Origin of the sequence: Rhizobium jaguaris (assembly GCF_003627755.1) — a bacterium.
GTDB lineage: Bacteria > Pseudomonadota > Alphaproteobacteria > Rhizobiales > Rhizobiaceae > Rhizobium > Rhizobium jaguaris.
Window position 1 is genome coordinate 2,690,117 of the sequence record NZ_CP032694.1, and the last position, 23,636, is coordinate 2,713,752.

21 protein-coding genes, 1 pseudogene and 1 riboswitch are annotated in these 23,636 nt (G+C 58.6%); of the genes and pseudogenes, 13 read left to right on the forward strand and 9 right to left on the reverse strand.

The window, feature by feature from the left end:
• Positions 1 to 28 precede the first annotated feature (28 nt).
• The 7 genes and pseudogenes from CCGE525_RS13105 to CCGE525_RS13135 all read left to right on the forward strand — a co-directional run bounded on the left by CCGE525_RS13105 (position 29) and on the right by CCGE525_RS13135 (position 6,225).
• Positions 29 to 900: pseudogene (locus tag CCGE525_RS13105) on the forward strand (MurR/RpiR family transcriptional regulator).
• A gap of 186 nt (positions 901 to 1,086) precedes the next feature.
• Positions 1,087 to 2,190, forward strand: a complete 1,104-nt coding sequence (locus CCGE525_RS13110; RefSeq protein WP_120704646.1) for an ABC transporter substrate-binding protein — start codon at positions 1,087 to 1,089, stop codon at positions 2,188 to 2,190.
• 73 nt (positions 2,191 to 2,263) lie between these two features.
• Positions 2,264 to 3,154, forward strand: coding sequence for an ABC transporter permease (locus CCGE525_RS13115; RefSeq protein ID WP_120704647.1), 891 nt, complete (start codon positions 2,264 to 2,266; stop codon positions 3,152 to 3,154).
• Positions 3,151 to 3,939, forward strand: a complete 789-nt coding sequence (locus CCGE525_RS13120) for an ABC transporter permease (RefSeq protein ID WP_120704648.1) — start codon at positions 3,151 to 3,153, stop codon at positions 3,937 to 3,939. Before CCGE525_RS13115 ends, CCGE525_RS13120 begins: the two co-directional genes overlap by 4 nt.
• Positions 3,940 to 3,950: 11 nt before the next feature.
• Positions 3,951 to 5,012 (forward strand): ABC transporter ATP-binding protein, encoded by a 1,062-nt coding sequence (locus tag CCGE525_RS13125; RefSeq protein WP_120704649.1) that lies wholly within the window; start codon positions 3,951 to 3,953, stop codon positions 5,010 to 5,012.
• A gap of 91 nt (positions 5,013 to 5,103) precedes the next feature.
• A riboswitch (FMN riboswitch) is annotated at positions 5,104 to 5,250 on the forward strand.
• A 91-nt stretch (positions 5,251 to 5,341) separates the two neighbouring features.
• Complete coding sequence (locus CCGE525_RS13130; RefSeq protein ID WP_120704650.1) at positions 5,342 to 5,818, forward strand: 6,7-dimethyl-8-ribityllumazine synthase; 477 nt, start codon at positions 5,342 to 5,344, stop codon at positions 5,816 to 5,818.
• A gap of 59 nt (positions 5,819 to 5,877) precedes the next feature.
• Positions 5,878 to 6,225, forward strand: a complete 348-nt coding sequence (locus tag CCGE525_RS13135) for a VOC family protein (RefSeq protein ID WP_120704651.1) — start codon at positions 5,878 to 5,880, stop codon at positions 6,223 to 6,225.
• A 3-nt stretch (positions 6,226 to 6,228) separates the two neighbouring features.
• Here the strand turns inward: CCGE525_RS13135 and phnF are convergent, their stop codons facing one another.
• The 7 genes from phnF to CCGE525_RS13170 form a co-directional block, all read right to left on the reverse strand.
• The gene (gene phnF / locus CCGE525_RS13140) at positions 6,229 to 6,957 is read right to left on the reverse strand and encodes a phosphonate metabolism transcriptional regulator PhnF (RefSeq protein ID WP_120704652.1); all 729 of its coding nucleotides are present in this window, start codon (positions 6,955 to 6,957) and stop codon (positions 6,229 to 6,231) included.
• Position 6,958: 1 nt separating this feature from the next.
• Positions 6,959 to 7,645 carry a class I SAM-dependent methyltransferase gene (locus CCGE525_RS13145; protein ID WP_120704653.1) on the reverse strand — a complete coding sequence of 229 codons (687 nt, stop codon included), beginning with the start codon at positions 7,643 to 7,645 and terminating at the stop codon, positions 6,959 to 6,961.
• Positions 7,646 to 7,806: 161 nt separating this feature from the next.
• On the reverse strand, positions 7,807 to 8,811 hold the full coding sequence (locus CCGE525_RS13150; protein ID WP_120704654.1) for an ABC transporter ATP-binding protein: 1,005 nt from the start codon (positions 8,809 to 8,811) through the stop codon (positions 7,807 to 7,809).
• Between the two features lie 13 nt (positions 8,812 to 8,824).
• Complete coding sequence (locus CCGE525_RS13155) at positions 8,825 to 9,838, reverse strand: Gfo/Idh/MocA family protein (RefSeq protein WP_425375900.1); 1,014 nt, start codon at positions 9,836 to 9,838, stop codon at positions 8,825 to 8,827.
• Between the two features lie 47 nt (positions 9,839 to 9,885).
• Positions 9,886 to 10,725 (reverse strand): carbohydrate ABC transporter permease, encoded by an 840-nt coding sequence (locus CCGE525_RS13160; RefSeq protein WP_120704656.1) that lies wholly within the window; start codon positions 10,723 to 10,725, stop codon positions 9,886 to 9,888.
• 12 nt (positions 10,726 to 10,737) lie between these two features.
• A complete protein-coding gene (locus CCGE525_RS13165) occupies positions 10,738 to 11,691 on the reverse strand; it encodes a carbohydrate ABC transporter permease (RefSeq protein ID WP_120704657.1) in 954 nt (317 codons plus the stop codon).
• Between the two features lie 303 nt (positions 11,692 to 11,994).
• Positions 11,995 to 13,254 carry an ABC transporter substrate-binding protein gene (locus tag CCGE525_RS13170; RefSeq protein WP_120704658.1) on the reverse strand — a complete coding sequence of 420 codons (1,260 nt, stop codon included), beginning with the start codon at positions 13,252 to 13,254 and terminating at the stop codon, positions 11,995 to 11,997.
• 552 nt (positions 13,255 to 13,806) lie between these two features.
• On the opposite strand from CCGE525_RS13170, the gene CCGE525_RS13175 reads away from it, so the two are divergent.
• The gene (locus CCGE525_RS13175) at positions 13,807 to 14,691 is read left to right on the forward strand and encodes a glucosamine kinase nucleotide-binding domain-containing protein (protein ID WP_120704659.1); all 885 of its coding nucleotides are present in this window, start codon (positions 13,807 to 13,809) and stop codon (positions 14,689 to 14,691) included.
• Complete coding sequence (locus CCGE525_RS13180; RefSeq protein ID WP_120704660.1) at positions 14,688 to 15,452, forward strand: GntR family transcriptional regulator; 765 nt, start codon at positions 14,688 to 14,690, stop codon at positions 15,450 to 15,452. Before CCGE525_RS13175 ends, CCGE525_RS13180 begins: the two co-directional genes overlap by 4 nt.
• A gap of 80 nt (positions 15,453 to 15,532) precedes the next feature.
• Here the strand turns inward: CCGE525_RS13180 and metH are convergent, their stop codons facing one another.
• Complete coding sequence (metH, locus tag CCGE525_RS13185) at positions 15,533 to 19,309, reverse strand: methionine synthase (RefSeq protein ID WP_120704661.1); 3,777 nt, start codon at positions 19,307 to 19,309, stop codon at positions 15,533 to 15,535.
• Between the two features lie 269 nt (positions 19,310 to 19,578).
• Between metH and CCGE525_RS13190 the strand changes: the two genes are divergently transcribed.
• A complete protein-coding gene (locus CCGE525_RS13190; RefSeq protein WP_120704662.1) occupies positions 19,579 to 20,835 on the forward strand; it encodes an AGE family epimerase/isomerase in 1,257 nt (418 codons plus the stop codon).
• Between the two features lie 45 nt (positions 20,836 to 20,880).
• Here the strand turns inward: CCGE525_RS13190 and CCGE525_RS13195 are convergent, their stop codons facing one another.
• Positions 20,881 to 21,369 carry a heme-degrading domain-containing protein gene (locus CCGE525_RS13195; protein ID WP_120706394.1) on the reverse strand — a complete coding sequence of 163 codons (489 nt, stop codon included), beginning with the start codon at positions 21,367 to 21,369 and terminating at the stop codon, positions 20,881 to 20,883.
• A gap of 244 nt (positions 21,370 to 21,613) precedes the next feature.
• Here CCGE525_RS13195 and CCGE525_RS13200 point away from each other — a divergent pair, with 244 nt between their 5' ends.
• From CCGE525_RS13200 to CCGE525_RS13210, 3 genes are all read left to right on the forward strand, one after another.
• Positions 21,614 to 22,585, forward strand: a complete 972-nt coding sequence (locus CCGE525_RS13200; protein WP_120704663.1) for a polysaccharide lyase family 20 protein — start codon at positions 21,614 to 21,616, stop codon at positions 22,583 to 22,585.
• Between the two features lie 134 nt (positions 22,586 to 22,719).
• Complete coding sequence (locus CCGE525_RS13205; RefSeq protein ID WP_120704664.1) at positions 22,720 to 23,016, forward strand: hypothetical protein; 297 nt, start codon at positions 22,720 to 22,722, stop codon at positions 23,014 to 23,016.
• A 300-nt stretch (positions 23,017 to 23,316) separates the two neighbouring features.
• Positions 23,317 to 23,520, forward strand: coding sequence for a hypothetical protein (locus CCGE525_RS13210; protein WP_120704665.1), 204 nt, complete (start codon positions 23,317 to 23,319; stop codon positions 23,518 to 23,520).
• The last annotated feature ends 116 nt before the right edge of the window (positions 23,521 to 23,636 follow it).

Sequence of the window (23,636 nt, forward strand, 5' to 3'; positions counted from 1 at the left end):
TAAGACCGTCCCGGGGAGCAAAAAACGAGTGAGCAATGCGTCGAAGACAGTTTCAGACGTAATCCATGCCCAATTCGACGCGCTGACACGCGCCGAAAAGCAGCTCGCCAAGAGCCTGCTCGACAACTACCCGGTTTCGGGGCTGGGCAGCATTACAACGGTTGCCGAAAATGCGCGGGTTTCCACGCCGACAGTGGCCCGCATGGTGCAGAAACTCGGTTTCAAGGGTTATCCGGACTTTCAGTCCCGCCTCCATCAGGAGGTCGAGGCGACCATCTCAAATCCGCTGACGAAGCATGACCGCTGGGCATCCAATGCCCCGGTACACATATCCTCAACCGTTTTGCCGACGCCATCATGGGCAATCTCCGCCAGACCTTGACGGATATCGATGCGGCAACCTTCGATAGCGTCGCTGCACTGCTGTCGGAGCGCAAGCGCGGGCTTTATTTCGTCGGTGGACGCATCACCGGCGCGCTTGCCGAATATTTCTTCACCCATATGCAGGTCATCCGCCCGAATACCACCCTGCTCTCCTCCAATTCCAGTTCCTGGCCGCAATATGTTCTGAACATGAATCCCGGCGACCTTCTGGTGATCTTCGATATCCGTCGTTATGAACAGGAGATCGTCAGCCTTGCCGCTGCCGCCCGCCGCCACGGGGCCGAGATCATCGTCTTCACCGACCAATGGGCTACCCCAGCCGCCAAGTACGCTAAACACACGTTCCGCGTGCAAATCGAGGCGCCATCGGCCTGGGATTCCTCCGTCGTTACCCTCTTCATCGTCGAAGCCCTGATCGAAGCTGTGCAAAGCTCGACCTGGGACGAGACCAGTGAGCGCATGAAAACGCTCGAAGGCCTGTTCGAACAAACAAGGCTGTTCCGCAAGCTAGGTTAGAGGGAGGGAAAGTATAAAATTACAACTTGAGGATCGGCCGGCAAGACAAAGCCTGTCATCGTTAGCGGATAAAAGTAAATCCCCGACGTTTCAGGAAACGCAACCCGCTGCAACCCGTCACACAACCTTCATGCAACGTCATTAACAGCAACGCCAGACACTGAAAACCCAAAAGGAGGAATACCAGTGATCTCGAAAATTCATCGTCTTCTGACGCTCTCCACTGCGATGATCGTAGCTTCGACCGCCATCGCTGCTGCTGAACCGAGCGCGGACCTCATCGCTGCCGCCAAGAAGGAAGGCACGCTGACCACCATCGCCCTGCCCCACAACTGGTGCGGTTATGGCGACCTCATCGCTGCTTTCAAGGCAAAGTACGGCCTCGATGTCAACGAACTGAATCCGGACGCCGGTTCGGGCGATGAAGTTGAAGCCATCCGCGCCAACAAGGGCAACACTGGCCCGCAGGCCCCCGATGTGATCGACGTTGGTCTCTCCTTCGGCCCGACCGCCAAGAAGGACGGCCTTCTGCTGCCTTACAAGGTTTCCACCTGGGACTCGATCCCGGACAGCGCCAAGGATGCTGACGGCTCCTGGTACGGCGACTACTACGGCGTTCTCTCCTTCGTCGTGAACAAAGACGTCGTCAAGAATCCGCCGAAGGATTGGTCTGACCTGCAGAAGTCGGAATATGCCAACACGGTATCGCTCGCCGGCGACCCGCGCGCTTCCAACCAGGCTGTTCAGGCCGTTTACGCTGCCGGTCTCGCCGCTGGCGAGAAGGATGCAACCAAGGTTGGCGACGCTGGCCTGAAGTACTTCGCCCAGCTCAACAAGGCCGGCAACTTCGTTCCAATCATCGGCAAGTCCGCTTCGCTCGCTCAGGGTTCGACCCCGATCGTCGTCGCTTGGGACTATAACGGCCTCGCATGGCGCGACAGCCTGAATGGCAACCCGCCGGTCGACGTTACGGTTCCGGCTTCGGGCGTTATCGCTGGCGTATACGTCCAGGCGATCTCGGCTTTCGCTCCGCACCCGAACGCTGCCAAGCTCTGGATGGAATTCCTGTATTCCGACGAAGGTCAGATCGGCTGGCTGAAGGGTTATTGCCACCCGATCCGCTTCAACGACCTGGCAAAGAACAAGAAGGTTCCGCAGGAGCTTCTCGACAAGCTGCCGCCGGCAGCAGCCTATGAAAAGGCCACCTTCCCGACGCTTGACGAACAGAACGCAGGTTCGGCTGTCATCACCAAGCAGTGGGACAGCGTCGTCGGTTCGAACGTTCAGTAATCTGACTTGATCTGACCTCCCCGCTTCCGCGGGGAGGTTTTCCATTTTTCGACGCCGCAAATTGGGGCCTCTCATGAGCACCGTCACAACATCAGCAGTCAGTACCGCACCACTGATCAACAAGCGTATCGTCGTCGACTGGCTGGGCATCGCCCCGTTCGTGATCTTCACGCTGTTGTTCCTGATTATCCCGACGCTCTATCTCGTCATGGGCGCGTTTCTGACGCCGGACGGGAGCTTCACGCTCAAGAACCTCGGCGACCTGTTCACGCCGACCATCATGAGCGCCTATTGGATCAGTATCAGAATCTCGGTTGCCTCGGCGCTCGGCGGCGCCATCATCGGCTTTTATCTCGCCTGGGCGCTCGTACTTGGCGGCCTCCCTTCCTGGATCCGCAGTGCCTTTCTGACCTTTTCCGGCGTCGCTTCCAATTTCGCAGGCGTGCCGCTGGCCTTCTCTTTCATCGCAACGCTGGGCCGCCAGGGCCTAGTCACCATATTGCTCGCCCATTTCGGTTTGAACCTTTACGCAACCGGCTTCAATCTTCTGAGCTTCTTCGGTCTCACCATCACCTACATGTACTTCCAGATCCCGCTGATGGTGCTTATCATCACGCCGGCGCTGGACGGCATGAAGAAGGAATGGCGCGAAGCCGCCTCCATTCTCGGCGCCACCAACAAGCAATATTGGCTGATGGTCGCTCTGCCGATCCTCTGGCCTAGCCTGCTCGGCACGACGCTGCTGCTGTTCGCCAACTCCTTCGGCGCCATCGCAACCGCAATCGCGCTTACCGGCAGCTCGCTGAACATCGTCCCGATCGTGCTCTATGCACAGATCCGCGGCGACGTGTTGCATAATGCCAACCTCGGCTATGCGCTGGCGCTCGGCATGATCGTCATCACAGGTATTTCAAACGTCATCTATATCTTGATGCGCATGCGCGCTGAACGGTGGCAAAAATGAAGCTGCAAAAATTCTTTGCCTGGATCGCAGTCGCCATCGGCGTCATCTATTTCTTCGTTCCGCTCATCGGTACGCTGGAATTCTCGTTACGCATGCGGCGCGACGTCTATAGCTTCGACGCCTATAGGTCGGTCTTTTCAGACCTGGGCTTCCTGACCGCCTTCGGCTTCTCCATGCTGATGGCGCTACTCACCATCATCTTCGGCATGCTTCTCGTCGTGCCGACGGCCTATTGGGTGCGGCTGCGTTTGCCACAGATCCGCCCCTTCGTCGAATTCATCACGCTGATGCCGCTGGTCATTCCCGCCATCGTCATCGTCTTCGGCTATCTCCGCCTTTATAATTCGTCGTCGATCCTGCCGCTAACCGGCTACAATCAGACAACGAACCTCCTGCTCGTCTGCTCCTACATTGTCTTGTCGCTGCCTTACATGTACCGTTCGGTGGATACGGCTATGCGCACCATCGATGTCGGCACGCTGACGGAAGCGGCGGAAAGCCTGGGTGCAAAATGGACGACGATCATGTTCAAATGCATCTTCCCGAATGTGATGAGCGGTGTCCTTTCCGGCGCTTTCATCACGCTCGCGATCGTCATGGGTGAATTCACCATGGCCTCGCTGCTCAACCGTCCGGCCTTCGGGCCTTATATGCAGCTCATCGGCGCCAACCGGGCTTACGAGCCGTCGGCGCTGGCGATTATCGCGCTCGCTGTAACCTGGCTCAGCATGGGCCTGCTTCAGCTCGTTTCACGCTTCTCCAAATCCGCTCCGATTAAGGCGTAAGGCTTCACACCATGGCTTTTCTCGAACTCACACACATCAAGAAGTCCTTCGGCGAAGTCCAGGTCGTTCACGACTTCACCATGCATATCGAGAAAGGGGAATTCATCTCCTTCCTCGGACCGTCTGGCTGCGGCAAGACGACCGTTCTCCGCATGATCGCCGGTTTCGAAACCCCGACCGCCGGCACGCTGACGATCAACGGCAAGGACCAGCGTCCACTGAAGCCGAACCAGCGCAACATCGGCATGGTGTTCCAGGCATACGCCCTGTTTCCAAACATGACCGTGCATGACAATGTCGCCTTTGGCCTCAAGGTAGCCGGTGTCGCCAAGCCTGAGATCGACAAGCGCGTCAAGGAAATGCTTGCCCTGATCAAGCTCGATCATCTTGCCGGCCGCTATCCCTTCCAGATGTCCGGCGGTCAGCAGCAGCGCGTGGCACTCGCCCGCGCTATCGCCGTCAAGCCGCAAGTTCTGCTGCTCGATGAACCGCTCTCGGCCCTTGATGCCAAGATCCGTGTATCCCTGCGCGAAGAAATCCGCGCCATCCAGCAGCAGCTCGGCATCACCACTGTCTTCGTGACACACGACCAGGAAGAAGCTCTGTCGATCTCCGACCGCATCGTCGTCATGAACGCCGGCCGCGCCGACCAGATCGGCACGCCCTTCGAAATCTACAACACCCCGGCTACCCGTTTTGTCGCGTCCTTCGTCGGCACGTTGAACCTCATCGAAGGCAAGGTCGTCGATCCGGACAGCAGCCGCATCATGATCGGCGATCAGGGCGTCACCTTGAAGCAGTCGGTCACCGCCTATAAGCCCGGCGATACCGTATCGCTGGCGCTGCGCCCGGAAGCCGGCTCGCTGGCGGAATCGGCCAAGGGCGATACTGCCTTGACCGGCGAAGTCGCCTCGGCGCACTTCCTGGGTTCGGTCATCCGCACCCGCATGAATGTCGGCGGCAATACAATTTCGTTCGACATGTTCAACAGCCCGGGCATGATGCCCCCCAGCGTCGGCGAGAGGGTTACGCTGCGCTTCGCCTCCTCCGACTTGTTGGTTATCCAGGACTGACGGACGAGGACAATCGGATAGATTTTTCGCAAGCGCCGGGCAAATCGCCCGGCGTTTTTCTTTGATTTCTATTGCACCGCATTTATAGTCCAGCCGTTCTCAGGGCGGGGTGCAACTCCCCACCGGCGGTATGGAGATTCGTCTCCGAGCCCGCGAGCGCCTTCTGGTCCCCAGAAGGGTCAGCAGATCCGGTGAGAGGCCGGAGCCGACGGTATAGTCCGGATGGAAGAGAGCAAGCTGGATCGCACCCTCCTCCCCCATGAGGAGCGCGGCAGTCCTGCGTGTTCGCCCAAGGGATATTTGACAACAACCCTTGAAAGGCAAAATTCATGACCATTTCGATCTCCACCCAGCCTAGCCGCATTGCGCTGATCCGAGCCCGGTGGCATGCCGACATCGTCGATCGTTGCGTCGATTCATTCGTCGCCGAATGGCAGACGGCAGAGGGTGCATCACCCATCGATATTTTCGACGTACCGGGCGCGTTGGAAATTCCACTGCATGCACAGACACTCGCTCGCAACGGCCGCTATTCTGCGATCGTCGCCACCGCTTTCGTTGTCGACGGTGGCATCTATCGCCATGAATTCGTCGCCAACACAGTCCTGGATGCAATGATGCGCGTACAGCTCGACACCGGCGTGCCGGTCCTGTCGGCTGTCCTGACGCCGCATCACTTCCAGGAATCGGAAGCCCATATCCAGTTCTTCAAGGAGCATTTCATCATCAAGGGCCGCGAAGTCGCAACCGCCTGCCGGCAGATTCTGAGCGAACGCGCCAAGCTGCTGCCTTCGGTAACGGTCTAAGCTAAGATGGTGGAGGCGCGGCAAAGGCCCGCCTCCATTTCTCTGCCAAGGAGCATCGCATGACCGTTCTGCGAATTGTCCCCAATCTCGCCGGCGACTCCGCCAGCGCTCGTGCCTTCTATGGCGACCTGCTCGGCCTGGATACCGTCATGGACCACGGCTGGATTGTCACCTTCGCCTCTGATGCGGCGACCTTCCCGCAGATCAGCATCGCGAGCGAAGGCGGCTCGGGAACTGCCGTACCCGATCTCTCGATCGAGGTCGACAATGTCGATCAAGTCTATGAGCGCGCTCAGTCGATGCAGCTCGACATCGTCTACAAGTTGACCGACGAACGCTGGGGCGTTCGGCGTTTCTATGTCCGCGATCCCCTGGGCAAGATCGTGAATATCCTGTCGCACCGATAGGCATCATCCCACATCGACCTTGAAGGTCACCCGCTCCGCCGACCATAGTGTCTCGGAATAAGTAATCGGCGCTCCGTCGCTATCGACGTCCACTTTGAGGACCACCAATACCGGCGTCGACTTCGGCTGCCGCAGCAGCCGGGCCTCCTCAGCACTCGGCATGCGCGCCTCGATCTCGGTCGACAGGCGCACATAGTCATGGATGTCGTAGCTCGCGAGTGCTGCCGTAATCGTCTGGTATTGCAGCCTCGCCTTGTCGAAATCCGGAAAGCGGTCAGCCGGATAGTAGGTGTCGCCGAGTTCTACAGGAACGTCGTCTGCCGTCATGACGCCGCGGCGATGAATGACCGGCGCGCCGGAGGCAAGCTTCAGCCGCGCCGCAACTCGCTCCGACGCTGGAACAATCTCGTGGATCAGCAGCTCGCCGCCAGGCTCGAAACCCTGCTCGATCAGATTCTGGGAGAATCGCGTCTTCTTCGAGAGCCTATAGTCGAGAGACCCTCTATGTACGAAGGTTCCGCGCCCCTGTTCGGCACGCACCAATCCCCGCTGCTCCAGATGGCCGAGCGCCTGGCGGACGGTGAAGCGGCTGACGCCGAAGCGTTCCATAAGCTCCGGTTCGGTCGGCAATTTGGCGCCTGGAGCAAAGGTCCCGGCGCCAATATCAGCCGCCAGGATTTCGCCGATCTGATGCCAGAGAGCGCTGCCGCTCTTGCGATCGATCGTCTCCATGTCACACGCGCTTTTCAAGCCGGAACAGCAGCTTGTATTCGGCGGGATAGCTCAGCGCATCGAGAATGCTCGGATAATATTTGCGATCCTTCGATCCGCTGACGAAGCCGTTATAGCCGAAACGCCTGACGGAGACATCGAAGCCCGCGGCAACGAAGGTATCGATATAATCCTGCGGGGACCGATCCTGTACTGGCGCATTGCTATTAGCGCCGATCAGCTCGCGCCATTTCGGCCAGAGAGGCATCTCATTGTGGCAACCAGTGACGGCATAATAGACGCCGCCATTGCGCATGACCTCGAACATCTGCGCGGCATGCCGTTTCAATTCCGGCAGGAGATAGATGACCTCATAGCTGAATGCGACATCGAAGCTGTCGACAAAGGGCGAAAGATCGGTGGTCACATGAAATTCCAGCGGCATGTTGCCCTTTGCCGCGGCAGCCGCCGCAACCGATTCCGAGGCGATGTCGATGCCGACACCACGGCGGAACGGCCGCATCGCGTGAAGCAGCCGCAGGAAGCCGCCGCGATTGCAGCCGAAGTCCAGCACCGTCTTCGACGAAAAATCCCGCTCCGGCACGGTCTCGATGAAATGCCGCCAAAGCGGACTGTGCGACTCTGCCATCGCCACGTCGCCATTCGGTTGAGTATGCCATGTTGCATAGGTGGTTGCTGCGTTTGTCATGATGCGCTCGCTGTTGGAGTGGACTGAGCGAGCAATAACGCAGCCCTGTGACAGGCATATGAATTCATCCGGACGACTGGACTATTTGAAGCTATCGCCGGACAAATAAAAAGAGGGCCCTGCCGAAGCAGAGCCCTCTTCGATTTGGCAAATACCGACGCCTACGCGCGGATTGCCTGATCATTCGCATCGAAGCGATGCATATGTCCGGCATCGGGCGTCGCATAGACCGTTTCGTCCGGCTCGTATTTGTGTTCGCCGAAGAGGCGCACGGTCAGAAGGCCGGTTTGGTCGGATTCGAGATAGATGATCGTGTCGGCGCCCAGGTGTTCGACATGGATCACCTTGGCCGCCCAAGTGCCCTGTTCGCGTGACAGATTGATATGCTCCGGACGAATGCCGATGGTCTTGGCGCCGCTTTGCTCGAGCTTTTCAGCAGGGATGAAATTCATCTGCGGCGAACCGATGAAACCGGCGACGAAGGTGTTCGCCGGACGGTTATAAAGCTCCATCGGCGAACCGATCTGTTCGATCGCGCCGGCATTCATCACGACGATCTTGTCGGCCAGCGTCATGGCCTCGACTTGATCGTGGGTGACATAGATCATCGTTGCCTTCAGACTGCGATGCAAACGGGCGATTTCGAGGCGGGTCTGGACGCGCAGCGCCGCGTCGAGGTTCGATAGCGGCTCGTCGAACAGGAAGAGTTCCGGCTCGCGCACGATCGCGCGGCCGATGGCGACACGCTGACGCTGGCCGCCGGAAAGCTCGGCCGGACGGCGGGCGAGGTAGGGTTCGAGAGCGAGCATGCCTGACGCCTTGTCGACGCGACTATCGATCTCGTCCTTGGCAGTACCGGCCTGCTTCAGGCCGAGGCCCATATTGTCCTTCACCGTCAGATGCGGATAAAGCGCATAGGACTGGAACACCATGGAAATGCCACGCTTGGCGGGCGGCGTCACCGTTACATCCTTGCCATTGATCATGACCGCGCCCGAGGTCACATCTTCAAGACCGGCGATACTGCGCAGAAGGGTAGACTTGCCGCAGCCAGAAGGGCCGACGAAAATCACGAACTCGCCGTCCTTCACGTCGAGATTGATACCTTTCAGCACCTCGTGCGTGCCATAGGCCTTGCGGATGGATTTCAGGTGAAGCGATCCCACAGTGTCTAATCCCTTACAAATAAATGGGCTTGCCGGTGCGCACGCTCTCGTCGGCGGCGAGGCAGATGCGCAGCGATTGAACGGCGTCGGCCATGTGGCGGCTGAGGTCGACGTCCTCCCGGATGGCCTTCAATACGAAGGCTTGCTCAAGGTCACAGAGCTCCTGATGACCTGGCTCGCCGTCCATACGCAAATCCTGGTCCGGCCGGATGAACTTGCCGTCCGGGCCGGTTTCGGCGGTGTGCAATCGGATGACCGAGGTCTTGGTGTGTGTATCGATGTCGTCCGACTTGGCATTCGGGTCCATGACGATCGAGACTGCGCCATTCGGTGACATCACATCCTTCACGAAGAAGGCAGTCTCGGAAATCATCGGTCCCCAGCCGGCCTCATACCAGCCGACAGAACCGTCCTCATAGATCACCTGCAGATGGCCGTAATTGTACATGTCCGGCGCGATCTCGTTCGACAGGCGCAGACCCATGCCACGCACCTCGACCGGCTTGGCGTCGGTGATCTGGCACATGACGTCGACATAATGCACGCCGCAATCGACGATCGGCGATGTCGTGCGCATCAGTGCCTTATGCGTCTCCCAGGTCGGTCCGCTTGACTGCTGGTTCAGGTTCATGCGGAACACATAAGGGCCGCCCAGCTTGCGGGCTTCGGCGATTAACCGCATCCACGATGGATGATGGCGCAGGATATAGCCGATCACCAGCTTGCGGCCGGCCTTCCTGGCAGCGGCTACAACCCGCTCCGCATCCTCGACGGTCGTCGCCAGCGGCTTTTCGACGAAGACATCGCAGCCTGCCTCGAAGGCCATGACGGCATAGTCCGCATGGCTGTCGGAATAGGTGTTGATCGAGCAGAGGTCGGGCTTCAACTCTTTCAGAGCTGTCTCGAAATCCGGATGGATCGTGTAACCCTGCAGTTCTTCCGCCAGCTTCGGCTTGGAGCGGTTGACGAGACCGACGATCTGAAAACCGGGATTGTTGTGATAGGCGAGCGCATGGCTGCGGCCCATATTGCCAAGGCCGGCGACGAGAACGCGGATCGGCTTTTCGGATGAGCTCACTTGACTGCTCCGGAGGTAATGCCACGAATGAGTTGGCGGGAGAACAAGACGTAAAGGATGAGGATCGGCAGGATGGCGAGCGTCAGCGCTGCCAGCACGGCGTTCCAGTTGGTGACGAACTGGCCGATGAAGATCTGCGATCCCAGCGTCACCGTCTTGGTCGCCTCGCTCGGCGCCAGGATCAGCGGGAACCACAGGTCGTTCCAGATCGGGATCATGGTAAAGACGGCGACCGTCGCCATGGCTGGGCGAACCAGCGGCAGCACGAGACGGAAGAAGATCGCATATTCGCTGAGCCCATCGATGCGGCCCGCATTCTTCAGGTCATCCGACACGGTACGCATGAATTCCGACAGGATGAAAATGGCCAGCGGCAAGCCCTGCGCCGTGTAGACGAGGATCAGCGCGGTCAGCGTATTGACCAGACCGAAGGCGACCATGCCCTGGAGGATGGCGACCGTGCCAAGGCGGATCGGGATCATGATGCCGATCGCGAGATAAAGCCCCATAATCGTATTGCCGCGGAAACGGTACTCAGACAGCGCGAAGGCGGCCATGGCGCCAAACAGCAGTGTCAGGATGATCGACACGATCGTCACGATGAAGCTGTTCTCGAAATAAGTCAGAAAGTCTCCCTGCTTCAGCACGGTCTGATAACCGATCAGGCTGAAGCTGGACGGCGTCGGGACGCTCAAGGGCGCCCGGAAGATCGAGGCGCGATCCTTGAAGGAGTTGATGATCGTCAGGAACACCGGGAAAACGGCAAGCAACGTGTAGGCGATCAGCGCCAGATGCATGAGGCCGGAACGGACAAGGGAAGTGCGTGCCTTGGACATGGTCGCCTCTCCTCAGAACTGGTAACGGCGGATGCGCCGTTGAATGATGAAAAGGTAGAAGGACACGCCGGCGAGGATGATCAGGAACATCACCGTCGCGATCGTCGCACCCATGGAACGGTCGCCGAGCTGCAGCTGGAAGCCGAAGAAGACGCGGTAGAGCAGCGTACCGAGGATATCGGTGGAGCCATCCGGCCCCGCCAGCGCGCCCTGCACAGTATAGACCAGGTCGAAAGCATTGAAATTGCCAACGAAGGTCAGGATCGAGATGATGCCGATCGCCGGCAGCACCAGCGGCAGCTTGATCTTCCAGAACTGGCTCCAGCCGGTGATGCCATCGCATTCGGCCGCCTCGATAACCTCTTCCGGGATGTTCAGCAGCGCCGCATAAATCAGCATCATCGGGATGCCGACATATTGCCAGACCGAGATCAGCGCGACCGTGACCAGGGCTGTGCCGGGCTTGCCGAGCCAGGGAGCGAAGAACGACTTGAGGCCGACCAAGCCCATCAAATCGGGCGCCACACCCCATAGAGGTGACAGGATCAGCTTCCAGATGAAGCCGACGATGACGAAGGAAAGCAACGTCGGCAGGAACATGGCGGTGCGATAGAAGGCGACGAACCGCAGTTTCGGCAGCGACAGAAGCGCCGCGAGCGCGATACCGATCGGGTTCTGCACGCACATGTGGATGACAAAGAAGATCAGATTGTTGCGCAGCGCATTCCAAAAGTCATGCGACCAGCGATCATCGCCAAACAACACTTTGAAATTGTTGAGACCCACGAAGGTCTCCTGATTGTCGACGACGTTATACAGCGACAGCCGCAACGTTTCGATCAGAGGCAGGATCATCACGGCCGTATAGACAATGAAGGCCGGAAGAAGAAAAACGAAGATGTGCCAGCGTCTTTGGCGTTTGATCGGAACCGCATCAAACGCGGCTGATATAACGGCTTCGCTCATGGCTTTCTGCCTGTTTTTATTGGCTGCTGATCGGGGCGGCAGCGCAGATGTTCAAATCCGCCCGTTGTTCCGGTTCTCCAGCCAAGCATGGAGAAACAATATCGGGCGCGGCACAATGCTGGTGTCACGATAGTCGCCAGTCCAGCGGGCTTATCGGCATAAGAAATAACAAAGGCGCATCATATGCTTGCCCACAAAAGCGGGGAAGCATGTGCCTCTGTTCTTCTCTCCATCTGCACTCACCAGGGAGAGAATAAGGTGAGGAGCCATGAGGCCCCTCACCCACATTGCGTCACAGCAGGATTACTTGCCCGGCTTGAACCAGCTGTCGAGGCCCTTCTGCAGCTTCGCGCCAGCCTGTTCCGGCGTATCCGTACCGTTGATCACGTTGGCAGATGCCGTCCAGGTTTCGTTTTCCAGATTCGGCGTGCCGCGCGACAGGATCTGATAGGTCGAACGAACGGTGGACTTATGATTGTCGCGCCAGGAGACGAATTCCTGGGCGAGCGGATCGCTCATCTTCACCGGGTGCGAATTCAGGCTGAAGAAGCCCGGCAGCGCGTTGGCGTAGATGTTGGCGAACTCGTCGGAAGCAACCCAGCTCAGGAATTTCTTGGCCTCTTCGGGATGCGTACTCTTGGCATTCAGGCCGACACCGATATCTGGATGGTCGGAGATGTAGGCCGTGTCACCAGCCTTTGCGACCGGCGGCGGGAAGGCACCCATCTTGAATTGAGCCTGCGTGTTGAACAACGCGATTTCCCACGAACCGGCCGGGTAGATGGCGGCCTTGCCGAGCGTGAAGAGGTTCTGGCTGTCCGAGTAGCTCTGTGCTTCGAAGCCGTCGCCGAGATAAGGCTTCCACTTGGCGAGTTCCTTGAAAGGATCGACCCACGGAGCATCCGTCAGCTTTTGCTTGCCGGAAATCAGAGCCAGGCGGCCATCTTCACCCTTCCAGTAGTTCGGGCCCACGTTCTGGTAGCCCATGGTTGCGGCTTCCCAGAGGTCCTTCGTGCCCATGGCCATCGGGATGTAGGTGCCGTCGGCCTTGAGCTTGTCCAGCAGAGCGAAGAATTCGTCGCGCGTTGCCGGAACTTTGAGACCAAGCTTGTCGAAGGCGTCTTTGTTATAGATGAAGCCGTGGATGACCGATGCCATCGGCACGCAGAAGGTCGACTTGCCGTCGTCGGTGGTCCAAGCGGCCTTGGCGACCGGCGAGAAGTTATCCATGCCCTTCAGCGTCGTCAGGTCGGTCAGCTGCTTCTTCTTGAAAAGATCCAGCGAGGCGTCGAACGGACGGCAGGTGATGATGTCGCCCGCAGAGCCAGCTTCGAGCTTGGCGTTCAGCGATGCGTTATACTCGGTCGGAGCCGTCGGCGAGAAGACGATCTTGATGCCGGGGTTCTTCGCCTCGAAAGCCGGGATGATCTTCTCCTGCCAAATCTGCAGGTCATCGTTGCGCCAGCTTTCAACCGTCAGCGTCACGTCCGCCGCATGCGCAAAGCCGACTGAAGTCAGCAGGCTGGATGCGAGGAGCAAGCCTTTCAGAACATTGTTTTTCATTTCCCTCTCCTGTTTAAGCGCCTGGAATAAGGCACTGTTCTCGATCTGAAAAATCCGCTGGCATATCCGAGGAAACAGCCAACGCTCCACAAGGACCGCCAACATTGCCGGCCCCAGATGCACAAGGGCGCGCAAGGCACTTTGCCCGATCGGCCCGACCAATCGTGACCCGCCGGACGACCGGACAGAGACACCAGAAACTCAACACACGGGAAATTCATGACGAACGCGGCGCCTGGATCCTCCTGATCCACGCGGCTACTGACAACGGCAGAGGTCCGCCACCTTCTGCTGGGCCTCCGGCTATTATTTATTCTGCCGGTTCTGCCGATGCCTGTTCGAACTGTTCCCTTGGTAAGAATTAAGGCCAAAAAAATACCAATTGTCCAGCCGAATTTACCTTTTTGGGGTGAGAAAAATCGTAAAAAAAAATTTATCAATATTTTTCAATACGATACGAGAGCGAAAAAAGCGAGGCATTGCCTATTGGTAAATGGTATTTTTTTGGTATTGTAAGAAAAAACGGGGAATGGGTGGTATCTGGAGGGTGCGATGGCGGAGTTTGCGATCGGTATCGACGGCGGCGGGACAAGCTGCCGCGCTGCTGTGACAGACAGAATGGGCAGAGTTCTCGGCACCGGCAAGGCGGGTGCCGCCAACATCCTTTCCGATCTCGAAAACTCATTGATCAACATCGTCGCATCCGCCCGGCAGGCACTCGAGGATGCCGCGCTCGATCCCGAGTTGGCTTACAAACTGCCCGCCGTTGTCGGCACGGCCGGTGCCAATGTCGGCGACTACGGCAAGCGCATCGAAAAAGCCCTGCCCTTCGCGAACGGTCGTGTCGTCACCGATGCGATGATTGCGCTTCAGGGCGCGCTTGGCGATGCCGACGGGATCATCGGCGCATTCGGCACCGGCTCCGTCTACAATGCCCGCCGCAACGGCAATATCTGGGGTATCGGCGGCTGGGGCTTTGTCGTTGGCGATCAGGCAAGCGGCGCCCGCCTCGGCCGTGATTTGCTGGAACGCTCGCTTCTGGCGCATGACAGGGTATGCCCGCCCTCGTCACTCACCGAAAAGATCATGGCGGAATTTAGCGGCGATCCCGAACGCGTCGTCGAGTTCGCGCATGTCTCCAAGCCGAAGGATTTCGCGCGTTATGCACCGATTGTCTTCGAATATGCCGAAAGAGACGATGTCATCGCCGTCGGTATCGTCAAGACAGCGGTGAACGCCATCGCCGAAAGTCTCGATGCCCTGCTCTGGCCAGAATGCCCGTCGATCTGCCTGCTCGGCGGCCTCTCGAAGGCATATTATCCATGGCTCGATGCGCGGCATAAAGCGCTTCTCACAGAACCGAAAGGCGACGTATTGCGCGGCGCGGTCGAACTGGCGGCCAAGCTCCTGCAAAATGACGCGGGGGGCACGCCATGACCGAGGATCTGAGCCGTATCTTCTCATCGGGACGCCTGCTCGCCGGCGGCACCGGCCCGCTCTATGTCAAATTGCGCCGGACACTCGAAGACGCCGTCAAAGTCGGAACGCTGAAACATGGCGATGCCCTGCCACCGGAACGTGACATCGCCGAATATGCCGCCGTCAGCCGCGTGACAGTGCGCAAGGCGATCGACGATCTCGTCGCCGAGGGCGTCCTCGTCCGTCGCCACGGCTCTGGCACTTTCGTCGCCAAACCCGTCTCCAAAGTCGAGCAGCGCCTGTCGCAGCTAACCTCCTTCACCGAGGACATGGCGCGGCGCGGCATGACGGCACGCTCGGAATGGCTGCATAAAGGCGTGCACACTCCCTCGCCCGATGAAATGATGATCCTCGGCCTTGCCGCCGGGACCAAGGTCTCCCGCCTCAGCCGTCTACGCATCGCCGACGACCAGCCACTGGCCATAGAACATGCCAGCGTCTCCGGCGAGTTCCTGCCAGATCCATCGACCGTGACCTCATCGCTTTACGCCGAGCTCGAAAAGCGCCAAGTCCGCCCGGTCCGTGCCGTACAACGTATCTCCGCGACCAATATGAAAGAGGTCGACGCCGGCCTGCTAGGCGTCCCCGTCGGCGCCGCCGGCCTGTCGATCGAACGCATTTCCTACCTCGGCTCCGGTCGCGCCGTGGAATTCACCCGCTCGCTTTATCGGGGAGACGCCTACGATTTTGTCGCGGAGCTGACGATCGGGGCGACGTAACGCCGGCTCTCACCGGAGCCGGGCAATCCAGCCGGGACGGTCGGCAAGCCCGTCGGAAACATCGCTTCAAATCAGATCTATCATGCCGCGTCATCTACCGCGGCATCACGCTTTTCCGGCACATAATTGAGCACCGGTCCGAGCCAGCGCTCCACCTCCGCAACCGGCATGCCCTTGCGCGTCGCATAGTCGTCCACTTGATCTCGCTCGACTTTGGCGACACCGAAGTAATAGGAGTTGGGATGGCCGATGTAGAGGCCGGAAACGGAAGAGCCCGGCCACATGGCGTAGCTCTCTGTGAGTTTTACGCCCGTCGCCTCTTCCGCATCGAGCAGGCGGAACAGGGTCTCTTTCTCGGTGTGGTCGGGCTGGGCGGGATAGCCCGGCGCCGGACGGATGCCGGCATAAGCCTCCGCCAGCAGCTCGTCGCCATTAAGGTCCTCATTCTTGGCGTAGCCCCAGAATTCGCGCCGCACCCGCTCATGCATCCGCTCGGCAAAAGCCTCGGCGAAGCGATCGGCGAGCGCCTTGACGAGGATCGAGGAATAATCGTCATTAGCGCGTTCAAAACGCTCGGCAATGGCGATTTCCTCGATACCAGCCGTCACGACGAAGCCGCCGACGTAATCGCCGACGCCACCCGAAACCGGCGCCACGAAATCCGACAGGGCCACGTTCGGGCGGCCATCCCGCTTCGACAATTGCTGACGCAAGGTATAGAAAGTCGCGAGTTCATCGGTGCGCTCCTCATCGGTGAACAGGCGGATATCATCGCCGACCGTACCCGCCGGCCAGAAGCCGATGACAGCGCGCGGACGGAACCAGTTTTCCGCGATGATCTTTTCCAACATGGCCTGCGCATCGGCATAAAGCTGGCGTGCCGCCTCACCCTGCTTTTCGTCTTCGAGGATCGCCGGGAAGCGACCCTTTAATTCCCAGGTCTGAAAGAATGGCGTCCAGTCGATATATTTCGCCAACTCCGCCAGGTCGTAATTCTCAAACACTTTGGTTCCGAGGAACTGCGGCGCCATCGGCTTGTAGCTCGTCCAATCGACTTTTTCGGCATTCTCGCGGGCCCTTGCGATTGGCAGGCGCACTTTCTCCGCCTCGCTGCGGGCATGCGCCGCAGCGACCTTGGCATACTCGGCGCGAACGGTATCGACATAGCCCTGCTTGGCTTCCGGCGACAACAGTGCCGAAACGACGCCGACAGCGCGGCTGGCATCCGTCACATAGACCGTTTGGCCCTTCTCATAGCGCGGATGGATCTTCACGGCCGTATGCACGCGGCTAGTGGTCGCGCCACCGATCAGCAATGGAATATCAAACCCTTGCCGCTCCATTTCCGCAGCAACATGCGCCATTTCGTCCAGAGACGGTGTGATCAGGCCGGAGAGGCCGATAATATCGACCTTCTCGGCAATTGCCGTTTCCAGGATCTTCGTGGCCGGCACCATAACACCGAGATCGATGATTTCGTAATTGTTGCAGGCGAGCACAACGCCGACGATGTTCTTGCCGATATCATGCACATCGCCCTTGACGGTCGCCATTAGTACCTTGCCCGCCGCCTGACGCTCACTGGCGCCGCCATTCGCAAGCTTTTCCGCCTCCATATAGGGCAGCAACACGGCAACGGCCTGCTTCATGACGCGGGCAGACTTCACCACCTGGGGCAGGAACATCTTGCCCGAGCCGAATAGATCACCGACGACATTCATGCCCGCCATCAGCGGTCCTTCGATAACATGCAGCGGGCGCTCCGCCTTTTGCCGTGCTTCTTCGGTGTCCGCTTCGATATATTCGGTGATTCCGTTGACCAGCGCATGCTCCAGCCGCTTCTCGACCGGCCATTCGCGCCAGGCGAGATCCTGCACCTTGGCTTCGCGGCTGCCGGCGCCACGAAAACGTTCGGCTATTTCGAGCAGCCGCTCGGTACCGTCGGGCCGGCGGTTGAGGACGACGTCCTCGCAGGCTTCGCGCAGCTCGGGATCGATGTTGTCGTAAACTGCCAGCTGGCCGGCATTGACGATACCCATGTCCATACCCGCCTGAATGGCGTGGTAAAGGAACACGGCATGCATCGCCTCGCGCACCGGCTCGTTACCGCGGAAGGAGAATGAGAGGTTCGATACGCCACCCGAGATATGAACCAGCGGCATGGTCTGGCGGATCGTGCGTGTCGCTTCGATGAAGTCGACGCCGTAATTGTTATGCTCTTCGATGCCGGTCGCGATCGCGAAAATATTCGGGTCGAAGATAATATCTTCCGGCGGCAGCCCGGCCTCTTCTGTCAGAAGCTTGTAGGCGCGCGCGCAGATCTCGACCTTGCGCTGATAGCTATCGGCCTGCCCCTGCTCGTCGAACGCCATGACGACGACAGCAGCACCGTAATTGCGCAGCAATCGCGCCTGCTTGAGGAAATTCTCTTCGCCCTCTTTCAGCGAGATCGAGTTGACGATCGGCTTGCCCTGCACGCATTTCAGGCCCGCCTCGATGATCGAGAATTTCGAGCTGTCGATCATGACAGGCACACGGGCAATATCCGGCTCGGCGGCGATCAGGTTGAGGAACTCAACCATCGCCTTTTCCGAATCGATCAGGCCCTCGTCCATATTGATGTCGATCACCTGCGCGCCGTTTTCGACCTGATCGCGGGCAACAGCCAACGCTGCCGTGTAGTCGGCATTGGTGATCAGTTTGCGGAACTTTGCCGAGCCGGTGACGTTGGTACGTTCGCCGACGTTGACGAAGGGGATATCCTTGGTCAGCTCGAACGGCTCAAGACCGGAGAGCGACATGAATGGGCGGTGTGCCGCGGGCTGGCGCGGCTGGTATTTCGAGACCGCTTGAGCAATCGCGGCGATATGCTCCGTCGTCGAGCCGCAGCAGCCACCGACGATATTGACGAGGCCGTCGCGGGCAAAGCCTTCGACTTGCGCCGCCATCATCTCAGGCGTTTCGTCATATTGGCCGAATTCGTTGGGCAAGCCAGCATTGGGATAGGCGCAGATGAAGGTATCGGCGGCAGCCGAAAGCTCCTGCAGATGCGGCCGCATGGCGTTGGCGCCAAGCGCACAGTTGAGGCCGATGGTGAAGGGGCTGGCGTGGCGCACCGAATTCCAGAAGGCCGAGGGCGTCTGGCCGGACAAGGTGCGACCGGAGAGATCGGTGATCGTACCGGAGATCATCACCGGCAGGCGGACACCCTTGGCGTCGAACCGCTCCTCACAGGCAAAAATCGCCGCCTTGGCGTTCAGCGTATCGAAGATTGTTTCGATCAGGATGATATCGGCGCCACCGTCGATCAGGCCGTCGACCTGCTCGCCATAGGCCAGGCGCAAATCGTCGAAGCCTACTGCACGATAGCCGGGATTGTTTACATCGGGAGAAATCGAGGCGGTACGGTTGGTCGGGCCGATAGCGCCGGCGACAAAGCGGCGCTTGCCGTCCTCGCGTTCGGCACGGATCGCAGCTCGGCGGGCAACTGCCGCGCCCTCCTTGTTGAGATCGTAGACTGCACCTTCCATCTGATAATCGGCCTGGGCGATCCGGGTTGAAGAGAACGTATTAGTTTCCAGAATATCCGCGCCTGCCTTGGCGTAGCGATAGTGGATCTCCTCGATGGCGTCAGGCTGAGTGAGTATGAGAAGGTCGTTGTTGCCCTTCTGATGACAGGCGCAGCCGATGAAGCGATCACCGCGGAAATGATCCTCGTCAAAGCCGAGCCCCTGGATCTGCGTGCCCATGGCGCCGTCAAGCACGAGGATTCGCTCACTCGCCGCCTGCCTCAGGGCCGCAAACACTTCGCTGCCATCGCGTTTCGCTGTTTCCGACCCAAAAAGATTGTCAAACATAAACGAACTCCATTGGCCTGATTGCGACTTCGCACTCAGATCACATAAAGATATCTTTATGTCAACATATCTATGCCTCGGAGAAGCCTGGCGCAAGGATAATGCTGCTGTAGTTCATCGCGCTTCCGAAAAATATCGATGTGATCGGCTGCAAACCCTTCAGCCATGGACAACGCTAAGCAGCCGACACAGTTTCATCCCATAAAGTCATGACAGCGCTTTCAGGCAGCGCTATAGGGCTTATGGCAAAAGAGTCTTGGGAGGATAGTATGAGCATACAGCGTGAAACGGCAGCACTCGGAAATTGGAGCACGCGAGCCTATCACCGCCGCTGGCTGCTGGATCAGGCGAGCGAGCTTTTCGATTTCTTCCAGTATCGCGGTATCAATCCCAAGGGTGGATTCTACGACATGGACGATGCCGGCAGGCCGCTCGATGCGGTCAATCCCGTGCGCGGCATTCATTCGACCGCGCGTATGGTGCATTGCTTCTCGATCGGTTCGCTGCTCGGGCGCCCTGGCTCAGAGGATATCGTCGATCACGGCATGAACTACCTCTGGAAACATCATCGCGATGCCACACATGGAGGTTATGTCTGGTCGCTCAACAATGACGGCCCCGTCGATGCAAGCAAACAAGGCTATGGCCATGCTTTCGTGCTGCTCGCCGCCTCCTCCGCCAAGACCATCGGCCATCCCCTCGCTGACGGCATGCTCGCCGACGTCACGAAAATCCTGAACACGAAATTCTGGGAAGAAAAACACGGCGCCATCGCCGAGGAGTTCAATCAGGATTGGTCACCGATCGATGGTGGCAGCTATCGAGGCCAGAACTCCAATATGCACCTGACGGAAGCGCTGATGGCCGCTTTCGAAGCGACTGGCGACAGGGCGTATCTCGACAAGGCCGATAGCATCGCCGATCTCGTCATCCGCCGCTCCGCCGGTTCCGTCGGCTGGCGCGTCGCCGAACATTTCAACGCCGACTGGGAGCTCGACAAGGATTATCGCGGCAACGAGATGTTCCGCCCCTCTGGCACGACGCCCGGCCATTGGTTGGAATGGGCGCGCCTCGTCCTGCAACTTTGGTCTCTCGGCGGCAAGCGGCACGACTGGATGCCGGACGCCGCCAAAGGCCTGTTCTCCCAATCGATGTCACTGGGCTGGGACAACGACAAGGGCGGCTTCTTCTATACGCTCGATTGGGCTGACGTTCCCGCCAAGCGCAACAAGCTCTGGTGGCCTGCCTGCGAGGGCGCCGGTGCTGCGCACTACCTCAACGAGCATATGCCGAGCGATTTCCACGAGGAGAGCTATCGCAAGATCTGGGGCACCATCGGCCGCGCCTTCATCGACCACAAGAATGGCGGCTGGCATGAGGAATTGACGGAAGACCTGGTTCCTGCCCACACGCTTTTCCCTGGCAAGGGCGATATTTATCACGCGCTGCAGGCTTGCCTCATCCCGCTCTTCCCGGCAACCGGCAGCCTGACCAAGGTTATCGCCGAGGCTGGCGGGAAAATCTGAAATCAAGGGCGGCGTCCGCCTCGAGCGTGACGCCGCACTCGTCTTTTACGACAGGCTGAGATTGTGCAGCTCGTGGCCAAGCGTAAGCGCCAGAGCCTCGACAACGAGATTGTGGTCTTCGCGCTGCGGAAGTCCCGACACAGTGACAGCACCGATACAGCCTGTGCCGTTGACGAAGATCGGAAAGCTGCCGCCGGATGCGGCATAGTCGGCACTTGAGAGCCCGTTGTGCTCGATCGTCTTACCCTGCTGTTCCAGCCGCAGCGTGCTTGCATAACTGCTGCGGAAATAGCGCAACACCATATTGCGCTTACGGCGAATCCAGTTGGAATTGTCGGGCGTCGAGCCCGGCAGCGCGATGTAAAATACCGGCATGGAATGCAGCGTAATGTCAATTGCGACACCCAGATTGCGCTCGCTGGCAAGGTCGTGCAGCAGTTTGCCGAGCACCCAGGCGGTCGAAAGATCGAAAGCGTCGAAGCGCAGCGTCTCTTCCTGCAGCGCGATGCGGCTGAGGTCATATTCGATCGTCATGGACATCCTTCCTCCAACATTGATCGGCTTATCAAACGCGGACGAGGCGATTTGTCTACTGCTCTCTTCGGTAGGTCGAAATCGAGCCGCCATTTTTGGTCGAAGATGCGAATTTCCACCAATGTTTTCCGACATCACCCGACGAGCACCAAGCCAACGTCAAGTGTTGCATCCCCTTGCCCCTTGAAGACGAACAGGTCATTGATACTGTTCCAAGATCACCCCGCCGAAGGAGCCTCCCGTCATGAACGCAAAATATGCACTGCCCGCCATCCTGGCCTGCACTTGCACCTGCGTTATGACACCGGCATTGGCCGAGGATCCCGCTCAATTGGTGCTGCACGATGGTTTCGATGGTAGCGACTTCGCTCCCTCGGGCCATCTCTATTATCGTGACAATTCCGAACAGGAAGCCGGCAAGGTCGAATTCCAATCGGAAGTAAAGCGCACCGGCACCGGTGCGCTGAAGCTCAGCGTCAAGCCGCTGTGCGCTCCAGGTAAGGTAAACTGCAGCGAACGAGCCGAAATCTGGGAGCGCACTAAATCTCGTGTCCCCTATAACCAGGGTGTCTGGTACGGTTTTGCGGTCAAATTCGCCGACCCCATTCCCTCCGGTGATCATCGCTATCTCATTGCTCAATGGAAGCGCGAGATCGGGCCGAAGGCAAAGGGAGACTTCAGTCCTTTCCTCGCGCTGCGATTGAACAATGGCAAACTCTTCGCCACGGTTGAAACCAACTATGTCGCTCCACCAAAGACCGACGTTAGCGCCGGGGCAAAGACATGTGACGACAATCAGACGCCAGTCTGGTTCCGCGCCGACACGAACCAGATGCGTGCACTGGTCGCCACCGACGGCAATTGGGGCAAGGAGGATGGCAAAGAATTTACCGGCTGCACCAGCGCCATCACAATTACCGATCACGGCAACAAGTTGCCGACGCCGGATTCCGGCTGGATCGACTTTGCCATCTACAGCAAACCAGGCCCTGACGGCACCGGCCATATCGAGCTCTTCGCCAACGACAAATGGATCGTCACCGTCAAGGGACATATCGGTCATGCCGACAAGGGCCTGGGCAAAAACCAGTATTTCAAGTTTGGCCCCTATCGCGCCGCCGACAGCACAGAATGGATACTCTATTACGACGATTTCCGTCGCTCACCGCGCTGTGCTGATGTATTGTCGGATATGAAGCTCTGCCCGATGAAGTGACCCATTTGCGCGTGTTTCAGCATCAATGAGGTCATTGAGAAAAGCCAATCGTCACGGGACCAGATTTTCATAGAATTTGGCTGAACCTTTTTGCTTCTCATTGGTTATCTGCCTCAGCAGAGGAGACCGCTGAAATGCTCACCACTCATCGTGATTGCAAACATCATGTGGAGAAAAATGCCATTCCTTCACTCGGCGAAATCGAGGGACGTGTCGCAGTCCTCGAAGTCGTCGCGCAATCCGCCCTGACGCATGTCTTCTATGAAGGCCATGTCGACCTCGACGCGGCCTTGCTGTCCGAGATTCGCAGGGCCATGCATCGCAAATGCCGGGAATTGAAACTTGATGGCGAAGACACAGCCTCCGCGCTGTCCTATGCAGAGGAATTGATCGAAGCGGCAGTTGAGGCGTCTCACCCGGTCCATCAATGATGCCTTCGCGGCCGAGACTTATCCTTCTGATCATGGTGGCGCTGGCCCTTGCGCTGGGCGTCCTTCTTTTCGTCGTGCCACATAACGGTAGAGATCAAATTGCGAATCCGGCGCCTCACGCGCCCGACCAGACGCCGCAGTAGTGTCTTCCAGCAAGCATCTGTCCCGATACGAAACTGGATCTGTATCATATCAGGCGGGCGTTAACGCCGGCGCGAGAAGTCGATTGCAATCTTTTGGAATAAAAGCAGTCTTTCTTCCGCCCCGCTCAAGTTTGAGCTTCCAACCACGGTGTAGCGAATGTCTATGATGGTCAACTCGCCCCTATTCGACGATGTCGATATTCTCGCCGGCGCGCTTTACGCATGGTGCGCCGAACGCAGCATCAAACTGCATAGCCAAGAAGGTTTGTCCGCGGCCAATGTCGCGATCAACCTCTATGAGGCCGGCTATCAGACGCAGGATCGACTGCTCGGCGCCCTGCACGAGCACGAATTTCACTGAAATTCGCAGCGCCGTTTCAAGTGAACACTGGCACCTCAACGATGGAAATCAATCGCCGATGGCAGGCTCAGCTATTCGCGTGAGCCTTGCCGCGATAGATTGATAAACCGCGAACA